The organism is Myxococcus hansupus, from assembly GCF_000280925.3.
GTDB classification, from domain to species: domain Bacteria; phylum Myxococcota; class Myxococcia; order Myxococcales; family Myxococcaceae; genus Myxococcus; species Myxococcus hansupus.
The window spans coordinates 6,558,326-6,572,560 of sequence record NZ_CP012109.1 but is presented as its reverse complement, the minus strand read 5'-3'; the positions used below and the strand labels follow the sequence as shown (position 1 = coordinate 6,572,560).

3 protein-coding genes are annotated in these 14,235 nt (G+C 68.5%); all 3 read right to left on the bottom strand.

Going from position 1 to position 14,235, the window contains the following annotated elements; genetic code table 11:
• Nucleotides 1-176: 176 nt before the first annotated feature.
• Complete coding sequence (locus tag A176_RS25520) at nt 177-368, bottom strand: hypothetical protein (protein ID WP_002633145.1); 192 nt, start codon at nt 366-368, stop codon at nt 177-179.
• Between the two features lie 114 nt (nt 369-482).
• Nucleotides 483-2,336 carry a M57 family metalloprotease gene (locus A176_RS37645; protein ID WP_021781583.1) on the bottom strand — a complete coding sequence of 618 codons (1,854 nt, stop codon included), beginning with the start codon at nt 2,334-2,336 and terminating at the stop codon, nt 483-485.
• Nucleotides 2,337-2,436: 100 nt separating this feature from the next.
• Nucleotides 2,437-14,130 carry a LysM peptidoglycan-binding domain-containing protein gene (locus tag A176_RS25510; protein WP_049872384.1) on the bottom strand — a complete coding sequence of 3,898 codons (11,694 nt, stop codon included), beginning with the start codon at nt 14,128-14,130 and terminating at the stop codon, nt 2,437-2,439.
• Between the last annotated feature and the right edge of the window lie 105 nt (nt 14,131-14,235).

Sequence of the window (14,235 nt, the reverse complement as noted above, 5' to 3'; positions counted from 1 at the left end):
TTGCGAGCGGAGCGCACCGCATCCAGGTGTGTTCCCAGTCCGAACACCTCCGGCCCCTTATGCGTACACAACGTGTCGTCCAGCACCAGGCGCAGCGGGCCGTTCAGGTGCGTGCACAGGTGCAGCAGCACCCGATGGCCCAACTCATCCACGGACCAGCGGGCACGAGAGAAGAATCAGTGGAAGGCCGCGTGGTGGCGCACGCCGGACACGCCACTGCGTACGAGCGCCTCGGTGACGGCGTGGACGCCCGTGCAGCGCACCCAGTCGGCGAACAGAACGACGAAGCGCAGGAATCTCGGCCGGGAGAAGGCCGGCCGAACCAGATGCAGAACGTCCAGCGATGAGTAAAAATGAGAGGCGGCCATCGGTGTCGGTGCTGTGGGCTGGAGGAAAGTCTTGGCAGACCTCTCTTCAGCTTCCCTCGATGGCCGTTTCTACACTCTGCCCTTCATGCCCTCGCTCTGCCGACTCGCTCGCCCTCAAAATGGCGAAAGTCGAGTCAGAACGTAGGCCCCGGTCTGTTGATAGGCCCCGTTCAGCCACCGGAAGTGGGCCAGTTCGTCGCGGCCGTCACCATCCAGGTCGGCGAACGCAGCGCCCAGCCAGCCCACATTCTCCGCGGCGATGTGGAAGGGCGGCGTGTAATCCGGAGACCATCGCCACCCGTAGAGGGTGTTCAAGTAGGCCCCCTTCCGCCGGAACCCACTGTCGAGATAGCGGTGGTAGACGAAGTCAGCCCGTCCATCGCCGTCGAGGTCGGCGAAGCGGGCCCCCATGTCACCCCAGGCGGCCTGGTCGCTCACGATGGGTTCGGGCGGCGTGAACAACGGCTCGGACGCCCAGCCGCTTCCGGTGTTCAGGTAGGCCCCCTTCTGAGGATTCGAGCCCTGAAGCTGGCGGTGGTAGACGAAGTCGGCCCTGCCATCGCCGTTGAGGTCGACGAGTCGCGCCCCCATGTCGCCCACGACGTGGTCGTCTGCGGACAGGTGGAAGGGCGGGGTGAACTGGGGCGCCCACTCCCATCCGTTTCCGGTGTTCAGATAGGCCCCAGCCTGCTGGTAGGTCGCGTTCATCCACCGGTGATGGACAAAGTCGTCACGGCCATCGCCGTTCAGGTCGGCGAACGCCGCGCCCAGCCAGCCCACGCCGTCCGCGACGATGTGGAAGGGGGGCGTGAACTGCGGAGCCGGCGCCCAGCCGTTTCCGGTGTTCAGGTAGGCACCCATCTGCGAGGTCGTCCCATCGATGTATCGGTGGTAGGCGAGGTCGGCCCTGCCGTCTCCGTTGAGATCGGCGAAGCGAGCCCCCCTGTCTCCCATGACTGCGTTGTCCGCGGTAATGGGGACGGGAGGCGTGAACTGTGGCGCCCACTGCCAGCCCGTCCCGGTGTTCAGGTAGGCCCCCTTCTGCGCAACCGTTCCATCCAAATCGCGGTGATAGACGAAGTCGGCCCTGCCATCCCCATTGAGGTCGACGAAGCGAGCCCCCATGTCGCGGACCGACGGCTCGTCCGCCGACAGGTGGAAGGGCGGGGTGAACTGCGGAGCCCAAAGCCACTCCGTGAACGCCTGGGGCGGGAACATCGCCCTGAGCGCGGTGGCGTCACTGGGCCTGAAGTCACCTGTCTCGGACGTGCGGAAACAGGAGTTCATGATGGAGTTGCCGACCACCGCCTCTGTGGGTGTGCCTGGAATATGGATGGCACCGACACTGGCGTCACCCTCGTTGCCCCCCACGCCGCAACTGATGCTGCGGTTGTAGTAGTCCGTGTGGCGGAGGCCCAGGGTGTGACCGATTTCATGCACAATCACGTGCTTGATGACGCCGAGGCTGTAGGGGGCCAGCCCGCTGCCGATCCGGATGGTGTGATACGGCATGCCGCCGGAGGGGAAGCCGGCCTCGCCGCCAACCATGCCCGGAGCCATCTCCGCACGGATGGTGAAGTCGCACCAGGTGCTGGGCGTCCGGCGCAGCGTGAAATTGAGGCTCAGCCCATTGTAGCTCTGGATGGCCTGGTCGAGGCCCGTGCTGAACGCGCCCGTCATCGCGGCGCCGTCGATGCAGATGACCTGTAGCGTCGGGTTGACCTGATTGGCGGTCCGGTAGTGCTCTTTCGTGGACGCGTCCGGCGCGAGCATCTCGCGGGACGCGTCCAGGCTCACATGCGCGTCTCGTCCAACGTAGACCTTCTCGCCGACGACCATGATGTCGTCTTCGGGAAACCCTGCTTGAACCAGGTTGCTGACAATCTCGTTCGTCTCATTCGAGAGATTCGAACAGCCAAACTGCAAAGCGGCGCAGCCTATTGCCAGTGCGACGTTTCGGATGAGCATCAAAGCTCCTTGGGGGAGCAAAACATTAGCAACGGGGACTGACATCGAAATGCACGCAGCACTGCCGGAAGCCTCGCCAAGGGCAGATGCGTCGTCTTTGTTACTCCAGGCCCAGATAGACCAGCCGCGTGAGCTGGAGCAGGGGTTGTGGGGTGGTCAGGTCGAGCGCCGAGAAGACCGACACCTCGAAGACAAACATGCCTCCTTGTTCCGAGGCGGGGTTGTTCGCCCGCCAGGACGCGATGGCCGCTACCAACTCCTGGACGTAGCTGGGGGTGAAGACCGTGTTGGGGCGCAGGAAGACGGGGAGCTGACTGACGAGCCACTGGTCCGCCTCCGCCAACCGCTTCCCGGCCCTGGCCGGCGCCTGGACGCGGAGCTGGGCGCTGGTGTTCGTGGCGGGCTGCGCGAGCTGGAAGCCGTAGTAGCAGGCTGTCTTCACCGTGCGCCCGTCAGGATTGTCTCCCAGCAGCGTGGCGAAGAGCGCGTCGAGCGACGACTCCAGGTCTCCCGCGAGGTTGATGTTGAAGGCGCTCGTGAAGGCATTCAGCGGAACGGCGAGGTTGGAGAAGCGGGTTTGGGGCGTCTGGTAGATGAAGTCCCTGTTCGTGGCCCGGTCCACCAGCAGGTTCTCGTTGCGCCGCAGCGACACGCCCGCCGTGCCGTTCTCCTCAGTGTTCAGGTTCAGCAGTGGGTAGGCGAAGCGAAGTGTGAGCGGCCGGCCCGAGGGCGTCTCGGGCGGGTAGCGGTAGATGGCCTTGTCATCGTCGTGGAAGGTCAGCTCCATGGGCACGTAGCCCGCGCCAAGCACCGACACGAAGAGCGCCGGCCACTGGCCCTCGTACCCCTGTGGCACCGCCAGCGCCGTGAGCGTCAGTGTTTCCAGCTTCGGCGGCACGTCCGCCGTGCGTGTGTCGACCACTCCGTACTCGAAGCGAAGCCCCGCCGGTGCGGCGGTCTTCGTCAGCGCTCGCGGTGACGTGTGCCGGCCCACCCGAGCCATCAGCTCCGCCATGGTCCGCACCGCCCCGAGCGCCTTGGGGTTCTGCTCACCCGGCTTCAGCGTCAACAGCAAGGCAAGGTCTTCCTTCACCTGCGGGTACACGCTGATGAACTGCGCCAGACTCTGGAAGAGGTCCTCGGTCTCCGCCTTCGGCAGGGCCCGCGCGCCGCCTGCTTCGTTGAAGAGCACCTCGACACGAAGTGCGTCCTGGTCGGACGTCTGGCTCTCGAAGTCGAACGCGTAGTCCCACGCCAGTGTCTCGGACAGGTTGGACGCCTCGGGTGCGCTGGTGACGGCGCTCTGGCCCTTGAGCGAGGGCGGCGTCGGATAGGCGCGCAGCGGCACCGGCACCACCACCTGGCCAATCTCCGTGTCCACGTTGGCGGGCTCACGGCCCTCCTCGCCCAGGGGCAGAACGAAGGTGAGCCACGAGGAGGACTGGTAGCCCTCCACCGTGCCCTGCTGTCCCACTTCGTGCTCCAGCTCGTTCAGCACGTAGTCGAGCTCGAGGAACAGCCGCCGCGTCTCCGCTGGCGACTTCACCGTCAGCAGGAAGTTGGCCGTGGAACCACCGTTCTTCAGGGGCACCTTCGACGTGCTCAGCGTCGCGTCCGGCAGCGCCGCCAGCAGGCGCGCGACCTTGGCGGGCACCAGGAGGTTCGGGTCGTTGCGCACACCCGCCGAGGCGGCGAGCTGCGCGGGGCTCGGGGCCCCCGTGAACTCGGCCGCGACGTCCGCCAACGTCTGGTCCGCCTGCACCGTCACGCTTTCACCCTGGTAGGTGACGACGGCGTTCGTGCGCAGCAGGCCCGGCAGGTCACGGACGTTGTCTGCGACGCGCTCGACCGTGGCGTTGAAGAAGGTGGCCAGGTCATCGAACGTCCCTCCGTTCGTGACGCTCCTGGCCACGCTGACGAGGTTGAGGACCGCGCCCGGCTTGAACAGGCCGTCACCCGCCGGCACCGACAGGCCGTAGGCGAGCCCCTCCAGCGTGGTGCCGAAGGCCTCACTCAACTTCAACAGCGTGTCGCCCGGCTGAAGCTCACGCGTCTGCGTTTCGAAGGTGACGATGCCCCCCGTGTTCAAGAGGTCCGGCGAGGTCGCGAGCATCTGCGTGACGCTGAGCTGGCTCACCTGGTACGCCGCCGCCAGCGTGACGAGCGTGTCCGTCGCGCCCGTGGCGCGCAGGTTCAGCGTGGGCTTGCCGGAAAGCCTGGGCGCGGTGGCCCCGTCCGAGTACGGCGAGCCGACCGCCACCGGATACTGGATGACGGAGCTGACCTCGTACGCGCTGGAGAGGCGGATGAGCATCTGCTGACGTAGCGCCTCGGCGGCCTCGGCGGTGTTGCCTCCCGAGCCGTCCACCACCGCGCCCACCTGTCCGGCCAGGAGCGTCGCCACGTCGTCCTTCGCCTTCACGGCCTGCTCGAAGGAGGCATGGTCCTCCTCGATGAGCCACGCGGGCACCGCGAACGGAGCGGAGAAGAAGACGTCCGAGGCGGCGAGGAACTCCTGCATCCAGGCGTCCATGTCCACGGCTTGGAAGTCCTGGTTCGTCGCGTCGGGCACGAGCCCCTTGCCGGGCACGTACGCCTGGATGCGCACGCGGGACCGCGACACCAGCTCCGTCGACAACGGAGCCAGTGCATAGAAGTCCGGCTTCTCGCGCTCGACGACGAAGCGCGAGATGCCATCCGCGTCGAAGCGCACCGCCCACACGGTCGGAGGTTGCGCCGTGCCACCCAGCTCCGCCGCGGGACGGTTGCCCGTCGCGACCTTCAGCGTGGCCGGGAAGGCTGCTTCGAAGGCGATCGCGAAGTCCGTGAGCGCCAGGTCGGCATTCACGTTGGGCAAGGCGCGGGGCGCGAGGGCGCTGGTATCCGAGCCCACGCCCGGCACGCCCGCGAAGGCCGGGTCAACGCGTTGCGCGTCACGGGTCTGCTCCAGCTCCACGCTGATGGGGAAGAGGGTGGAGGGATAGTTCGGCGTCACGCCTTCGACGGCGAAGCGGACGCTCCGGGGCGGGAGGAGGAAGCGGGCGTCCTGGCTCAGCAGGCGCGGCGTGGCCTTGTTGGCCGCGGTGAGCTCCGGCACGGAGGTCACCACGCCGAAGTCGCGGGCGAAGCGGACGACGAGCGTGTTGAAGGTGTCGTCCTCGGTGACGGTGAGCGTCTGCTGCTGGCCCGCCGCGTCCTCGAGGGAGACCTCCGCGCCGACCCGCAGGAAGCCGCGCAGCGCCTGGTTCACCTGCGCGAGCGCGTCCCAGCCCACGTTGTAATCCGTGGAGAGTGCCTCCAGGCTCCGGTCACTGCCGGGCACCAGCGGCCCGGTGAAGAGCGCGTCCGTGAGGAACATCTCGTCCGTGCTGGCGATGGCGCCCACGAGGTCGTCCAGCGTGGCGCTCACGCCCTGGGCCTGGAAGCGAGCGAGCACGTCGTCCATCGACTCGCCCGCCACGGTCGTCAGCGTCTTGCCGGAGAGGGTGATGGCGCGTCCCACGGTGAAGACGGACAGCGCGCGGTTGGGCTCCGCGAACGCGAGCGCCGCGAGGCCGAAGCGGCTCGCCGCGGTGTCGAGCGACACGGAGGCGGGCGCCTGGAAGGGCACGTGGAGCGAGGCCCGGAGCTGCTCACTCCAGACGACCTGGTCCGGGATGAGCACGCCCGCGCCTTCGCGAAGCAGGGACGTGCCGTTGCCGGCGATGAGCTGCGCCAGCGTGATGCCGTTCGCCACGGCCAGTGAGACGAGCGTGTCCAGGGGGCCAGGGGTGAGCTGGGTGCTCCCCAGCGCCAAAGGCGTGCCCGTGACGAAGACGTCGGGCGGCGCCAGGGTGTTGAGCGAGGCGAGTGTGTCCAGGGAGCCGAAGCCTTCCCGCGCCGCGAGCTGCGCGAAGGTGTCCGCTGTCTGCACCACGTAGTCCGCCACCTTCAGCACGGCGCCCTCGAGGAACATGCCGGGCAGTGCCTGATTGGCCACGGCCAGCTCCGCCACGGTCGGCTGGAGGTTCTCGGCCTCGAAGCGGGCCACCAGGTCGAGCAGCGACTCGCCCGGGGCGGTGGTGAGGGACGTTCCCTGGAAGGTGAAGACCTTGCCGGGCGCGAGCACCGTCGTATCGGAGGCGTTGGCGTCACCGATGCGCCCCGGCATGGCCTTCAGGGTCTGGGCGAGCTGCTCCAGCGTGAGGACCTCGGAAGCCACCGTGAACGAGCGTGGCTGCGTCGTCAGGTCCGTGCCGGCTTGGAGGGGCGCGGAGGCGTTGTTCTTGACCAGCGCGGTGGCGTCCACGCCGCTCGCGTCGGCGAGCTGCCGCAGCGTGAAGCTCGCGGGCACCACCTGGAAGCGAGGGATGGCGACGTCGCTGGAGAAGAGGTCGACCGCCGAGGACTGGGCGTTGAGCTCGCCCAGCGCGCCCGCGTCCGTGGCGAAGGCCACCATGATGCCCGAGAGGTCCTGGCCCGGCTTCACGGTGTGCTCGTAGGCCTGCTGCCACATCGCCGTGGAGAGGAAGACGTAGTTGGCGGCGACGAAGCGGCGCAGCAGCGCCCGGTCCACCGCGTAGCCGCTGCTCTCCGGGCGCAGCGACTGCTGGTCCACCGAGGTTCGCAGGCGGAAGGCCGCGTCGTCGGAGAAGACCTGGTAGTACGCCTGCTTGAAGCGGGTGGCGTGCGTGCTCGCGCTGAGCACCGCGTTGACCAGCCCGTTGCCCGGGAAGGGCACGTACTTGAGCAGGTCCAGCTCGGCGCTCACGTCCAGGGTGGGCTGCGTGCCCGTGCCCTTCGTGAAGAGGTAGCTGGCGCTGACGCCGGGCCACGAGGACAAGCCGACGATGCGGTCCGTGTAGCCCACGGGCAGCGCCAAATCGGGCAGTGCCGGGGTGGCCGGGACACGGTTGCCGTAGACGTCCTGGAAGTCGAACGACAGCGTCAGGTTGGAGAGCGTCGACGTCGCCGTGTCGTAGCGGATGCCCGCGTACGGATTGTCCTCGCGGCGGGGCAGCGCGGGCGAGGCGGGCACCGGGTTGGAGAGGCCCAGCTTCGACGCGGGCAGCACCTGCTGGAACTGCCAGACGTCTGGGTTGGTGACGGCCTTGGAAGGACCGCGCAGCGCCTCGATGGCGTCCGGCGCCTCTTCCACCGGGCCGGGCGGCAGGCCCGGGTTGCCCTTGCGGAAGAAGGTGTTCTGCTGCGCCTGGAAGGACAGCAGGCTGTAGAGGTTGCGCGTGTGTTGTTCGGGCGAGGGCGTTTCCTGCTCGGGATTCGAGCGGGATGCGCGGAAGCCCACGGCGCCAGGCGGCAGGGTGGCCGAGGCCGCCGTTTCCGAGAGGTCCGCCGCCCAGGTGAACAGCGTCATGCGGGACGGGTCGATGTTCTCGTTCAGCAGCGCGCAGTTGTTGAAGGGATACAGCCGGCGGTCCGGAGACGCGCTCCGTGACTGCGCGCGCGGCACCACGACGAGCAGCAGCGTCGCCAGGTTGCCTTCGGTGAAGAGGTTCTCCGGGAGCCCATGGCCCTCGGCCGTGTAGTAGTTGAGGTAGAAGCCGCCCGTGCCCACGGCGCTGATTTCCCAGACGAGGCGGATGAAGTCGCGAGCGGCGAGCAGGTTGGCGAAGTAGTCGCCGGACTGCGGCTGGGCCGTGGAGGTGAGTCGCTGCTGCTGCGGCCCACTGTGCGTCACCGTGCTGAGGTTCGTCTTCAGCATCGACGTGAGACCGCCGTCCACCGCGTCCGAGGCGAGGCCCTGCGGCGTGCCCGGCGTGGGCGAGTAGAGGAAGAAGAGGTCCGCGCCATCGGGCTGCCGCGCGGGGTCGAGGAACTGCCAGGCGGACAGCAGCAGCTCGCGGCCGCCCTCGTCCGTGCCGAGCATGAGGTAGCTGTTGGGCAGGAAGGCCGTGCCCGTGTCCGAGGGGATGCGGCGCACGGAGACTTCGACGGCGCAGGCCCAGTCATAACAGGAGACTTCGCGCGGCTCGGGCTGCCGGCCTGTCTGGTCCACGGCGACCATGAGCTGGTACGGCGTGCTGCCGTCCTTCGACGACGCCGCCTTCGCCAGCAGCGTGTCCGGGAAGTACCAGAGCCCCGGCTGGCCAGCCTGCTGCTCGGGGGCCGTCCCGGTGCATGCGAAGGGCACGGCGGCAGCGGCCTGCCACACCAACCCCGTGGACAGCGCGTACTGCACCGGCATGTCCTGACGCACGGCGAGCGCGGTGGGGTTCTCCCGCATCTGCGGTGAGAACGTCTTGCTGGGCGCGTTGGCCTGGAGTTGTTCCGCCGTGAGCGAGACGACGAGGTCCTCGCCTCCCGGAACGTTGAGGACGGTGCCCACCGCGAGCGGCGCCCACGTCACGCCTGGGTTGAGCTCCGTGAGGACGCTCTCCTGCACGCCGTACTTCGTGGCGAGCCCGGCCAGCGTGTCTCCACCCACCGTCGTGGCGAGGGTGGCGAAGCGCAGCCAGCTTGCGTCCCCCGTGTTGCTCAGGGTGATGTCCAGGTCGTCGGTGGGCGCGATGGGGGCGGAGAACTGCTGTCCGGTCAGCGCGTAGAGCGCCTGGGTCTCACTGTCGGCCGCGGCGCCCTCGCGCACGGCGTCCAGCGACATGCGCAGGACCTGCGGCGCGTCGGGCGTCAGCGGACGCAAGCCGTGGAGCAGGAAGCGGGACATCTGCGCTGCGGCGCTGTTCGCCTCGTCGCTGGTGCGCACCGCCGCCAGGAGCCCTCTCACCGGGAACTCGGGCAGGTTCGGCAGCGTGAGCGTGGTGCCTCCGGGGAAGAGCCCTTCCACGCCAGCGAGCCGGTCCGCCAGCGTCTCCAGCGTGAGGTCCAGGCTCGCGGCGAGCGCCTCCAACGTCGGGCCGTCCGTCAGGTCCGGTGAGAAGGGCGGGATGTGCCAGAGGGCCAGCGGCGCGAGCACCCCCGCGTCGTCCGTGTTGGCCTGACCGACCTGCGCGACCGTGAGGCCGAACAGGTCACCAATGCGCTCGAAGCTGTCGGTGGCCTGAAGGGTGCGTGCCAGGGCGGGGACCTTCAGCGCGGTGCCGGGTCGCAGCGTGTCCCAGTCGATGCCCGGGTTGAGCGTCTTCAGCGCGTCCTTGAAGGGCGTGAGCACGGTGCTCTCCACCTGCACCGCGTCGAAGGCTGCGGCGAGCGTCGTCACCGTGTCCGCCTTGCGCGTGGCATAGGTGCGCGTCGCCTCGGTGGGGGCGATGCCCTGGTCCGTGACGGTGCCCACGGGGATGGTGAGCTGCGTGCCCACGGGCAGCGGCAGCGCGAAGTCCACCGTGGGGTTGAGGCCGGCCAGGGTCTGCTCGTACCAGGTCAGGTACGTGAGCCCAGGGCCCGCCTCGGGGGCGTTGCGCATGAGGAAGAAGGCCGCGATGAAGTCGAGGCTGTCCCCCGGCTGGCTGGTGTAGGCGATGGACTTCGTGCCGTCCGTCTCCTGGTTGTAGACGGCGAGCGTGGCACCCGTGCGCAGCAGCGACGTGGCGATGCGGTTCTTCGGCTGTTCCACCAGCGTGTCCGTGCCACCCAGGTCGAACTGGTGCGCGAGGGCGCTCAGACTCTGGCCGTCCTTCGCCTGCCAGGTGAGGTCCTCCAAGGAGATGTCCGCCTTGGGGGACAGGGCCGCCGAGGGATTGGCGCGCGCGACTTCGCCCGGGAGCAATCCATGGTCCAAGGCCACGTCGCCCAGCGTGTCGGTGGACTGGAAGGTGTAGGGGTATCGCTCCATCACCGACACCGCGCCCTGCACCGCGGACTTCGTCAGGAGCTGGAGCGCGTCGCGGAAGATGACGGTGGCGAAGGACTCCATGGAGGCCCCGGCAGACGCCCGGAAGCGCTTGGGGGCCTTGCGCGCGGACGGGCCGGCGAACGGGTCCGGAGCGACGTCCGCCTCCACGTCCACCTGCATCTGGCGGAAGAACTCGGCCAGACGTTGCACGTACGCCTCACCCACGGGATTGAAGGCGTTGAAGTCCCGGCTGACGCCCGTCGTGGTGCGGAAGGAGAGCGGAGGAGCGACGGGGAAGACGGTGGCGTTGCGCTCACCCGCGCCGCCCGCCGCGTCCTGTCCGCTCAGCCAGAAGGTGAAGTTGAGCGCGAGGAACGCGCTGAGGTTCTCGTAGCTGAACGCCGTGGCCGCGGTCTCCGGGCGGCTGAGGTCCGCGAGCAGCTCCTGGAGTTGCTCGGCGGTGACGTCGCCGTCCAGTCTGCCCAGCGTGGATTGAAGCGCCCACGCGAGCAGCGCCTCCAACAGGAGGTTGAAGGGCGTCTGTCCATCTGGACTCGCGGCCTTCAGCTTCGCCGGGCCCGCGTGCGCGCCCTCGGCGATGTTGTTGGGCACGAAGAGCGACAGCACGAGCCGCACCTCGGTGTCGGCCGCCGTGGTGCCCGCCACGGTGAATCCCGGCAGGACCCACGTGAGGAGGTTGTGCACGGCGCCGCCGAAGACGTTGACGGGCGTCCAGGTTGCCTGCGCCTGCGCGCGCAGCAGCTCCTGCCGGCGGGCCACGTGGCTCGCGCGGAAGGCCGCGGGGGCGGAGAGGTCTCGCAGCCGGGCGCGGGTGCCGTGGAGCGCCTTGGGCTGGTTGCCGCTGGCCACCTGCCACGGCGTCGCCGTCCGCGAGCCGATGGTGAAGGACATGTCCAGGCTCATCCGGAAGCTGAACGAGATGCGGATGAAGAAAATCTTCACGCTCGCCGACACGGATACGCTGATGGCCAGCTTGACGATGGCGGGCTCGTGCGCCTGGAGGGTGAGCGTGACGCTGGCGGAGGCGGTGACGTTGACGCTCGCGCCGATGATGCCGAAATCCACCTCGCCATAGAGCCGGCCGATGAGCGCGGCGGTGCCCTGGATGAAGTAGTAGCGCTCGCTGGGCAGCGCCTTGTTGTCCGGGTTGAACCACGCCAGGACGCCTTCGAGGATGGCCTCCAACGTGAGGGTGAGACCCGCCTTGAGCACGCCCTTGTCCACCGTCTTGCCCAGGCCGACGGCGAGCCCCAGGCCGAACTCGATGACGGGCTTGAAGGTGCCGTTGGTGATGCGCGGCACGCGCTCGCTGGTGTTGCCGTCCAGCAGCGCGAAGTAGAAGCCGCCATAGCCCACGAAGGGAAACACCTGCAGCGAGAACGAGCGGCTGAAGTCGCGCCGCACGGGGAAGCCGAAGTCCAGGCGGAAGTTGCCGTTGGTGTAGATGTCGATGACGACCACCGGCAGCGTCACCGACACCGTGCCGAACTCGAGCTGCCGCATGGCGTCCGGCAGCTTCAACTCGAAGTGGTAGACGCCGATGTCCTCGGTCACCTTGCGGTAGAGGATTTCGAAGGCGAGCCCCGCGAAGACGCCCGCCTTCTCGCCGTCCAGTCCAATGCGCAGGCCGTACAGGTCCGGGTCGTTGAACACGGCGCTCAGCGAGAGCATGTTCATGAGCTGGAACTGCACGCCGAACAGCCAGTTGCTGTCGGCGCTGAAGCGCAGGCCCGGCATCTGCGCCAGCGGGTTGCGCGTCGGGTCCTTCACCGGCAGCACGGTGTTCTGCAGGGCGATGATGGCCTGCTGCACGTTCTGGATGCTGTACGTGTTCTCCAGCGCCACGCGCTGGCCCATGCCCAGGTAGTAGAGGTCGAAGAACGAGTCGCCCTGGCCGGGCACCACGGGGGGCGGCTGGTTGAGCGTGTCCCAGCGCATGGGCTGGCCGGGCGGGTACGTCTGGTCTCCAAACGCGCCGACGATGCCCAGGTCCACCGTGCCGCTGCCGTTGCGCGTCAGGTAGGTGAGCGACAGCGACTCGATGCGCATGAAGCCGAGGTCGAGGTTGATGGGGTACTGGATGCCCACCTCGCGCTTCGTGAAGTTGATGATCAGCGACAGGCCGTCCAGGCTGATGCGGTTGAGGACGTTGAAGGGGGCCGGCAGGGTGAAGGCGGTGCCGGGCGAGGCGAGGCTGATGAGGTACTCGAGAATCTCTCCGACGCTCACGTTGCCCAGGTTCACCTTGAGCACCGTGTCCGCGTTGAGCCCGCGCGTGAGCACGCCGGTGAGCGTGGCCTGGCGGTAGGCCATGCGGAAGGTGAGCGTCTTGTTGGTGGGCGTGAAGTCGTAGGTGACGCCCAGCGTGAGGTTGTTGACCTGCAACGTGCCGGACAGCGACCCCGCGTAGGTGGGGCCGCTGGAGGGCTCGCTGCGCTTGAAGCTCGCGAAGGCGGTCAGCGCGTAGGTGTTGCCGCCCAGCTCCAACACCCACGGCTCCGCCGTGCCACCCTGCAGCGAGAAGGTGGGGGGGACTGTCGCGTACGTAAGGGCGATGTCACCCACCGCGAGGTCGGGGACGTCGTCGGGCAGCTCCACGCCTTGGGGAAGGAAAGTGCTGATGAGCTCGGTGAGGCTGAGCGACTGCCCGGCCTGGAGCCGCGCGGCGAACTCCCAGCCCGCGGGCGGCGTGAGCTTGGCGGCGGAGACCTCGAAGGACTTCTCGAAGAGGGCGATGACGCCCACCACGCGCCCTTCCAGTCCATTGGGCGCGTACTGAACCTGCAGGGAGATGCTCTTGAGCGTCAGGGTGGTGACGCCCAGGTCCACGCTCCAGATTTCCGTCTCGCCCACCCTCGCGCTGACGCTGTACTCCTGCGAGCGAGGATTGGCCTGGACGTCCATCACGTACACCTGGAGGTCCACGCCCTCGGGCAGCGAGACGCTGGGTCCGAGGAACTTCTGGAGGACGGCGTTGGCGTCGATGGGCGTCTCCTCATCCAGGGACGCCGTGAAGTCGAGTTCGGGGATGGCCAGGGAGACCTGGAGGTCGACGCCGCCGACGCCGAACACGCCGCTGACCGTCAGGTGCATGTTGGCCAGTGAGGGGGCCAGGGGCTTGAGCACCGTGTAGTCCAGCGCCACTGCGTCCACCGACACCGCGCCGGGAATGAGGGTCCAGTCCGTCTCCAACTGGACGCCGATGCCGAAGGTGCTCAGCGTGGTGGTGTCCGCCTCCACCACGAAGTTGAGCCGGGTGAGATAGAAGGCGTCGCCCAGCGGGTATCCGGCGGGGATGAGCGCGTCCAGGTCCACGCCGCCCACGAGCTGCGTCAGGTCCGACAGTCCGTCGGGCAGCAGCACCTTCTCGCCGGCGAGGTTGAACTCGTAGAGGCCCGCGGACTCCTTGAACAGCACCATGTCGAGCGGGACGCTCAGCTCGTCCGAGGTCAGCTCCGCGGTGAGCATCACGCTCCCAGCGAAGGGCGTCACGGACTCGGGGGAGTTCGGGTCGTCGTTGTAGCGCGTGGTGACGGCGACACGTGGGTCGATGGGATAGGGGCCGAGCAGCGTCCCACCCGACGTGGGCGCCGTGAGCGCGAACAGGGGCACCGTCCCCAGGAGGCCGGTGTCCAGGAGCGTGATTCCGCCGGACAGCGGCAGCACCGTGGACGTGCCCAGGAGCGGCAGCACGGGCTCCAGGGGGCCCGTCTTCAAGAGCGTGCCCGCGAAGCTCAGTCCTCGTGGCACGTCGGGCGCGAGCCCCTCCACGGTGGGCGCCCGCGAGCGCAGCCGCAGCGACGCGGAGGACACCTCCAGCGCGTCCACGACGGTGTCCGCCACCGCGGGGAAGCTCTGGGAGAAGCGGTAGTTCGCGGGCAGCACCGCCTCCAGGAGGAGCTGCGCCACGCCGCCCACGAGATAGAAGTACGCGGTGGCGTCCACCGCGACGGTGGGGTCGACGAAGAGCGGGAAGGTGCCCGCGGGCAGCGTCCCCTTCATCTGGATGACATCACCCTGCGCGGTCTGCTCGGCGATGGCGAGCACGAGGTCCTGGCCCGCGTAGTCCTGCTCCAGCAGCGTCTGGACGTCGGAGGACTCCAGGGCGTCGGGGGCAGCGTCAGCACGCCACCGGTGGTGTGCGCTGCGAGG

What these genes read in the sequence shown, in the direction of transcription:
- A176_RS37645 (WP_021781583.1), bottom strand. Translation starts at nt 2,336, where the DNA reads ATGCTCATCCGAAACGTCGCACTGGCAATAGGCTGCGCCGCTTTGCAG.
- A176_RS25520 (WP_002633145.1), bottom strand. Translation starts at nt 368, where the DNA reads ATGGCCGCCTCTCATTTTTACTCATCGCTGGACGTTCTGCATCTGGTT.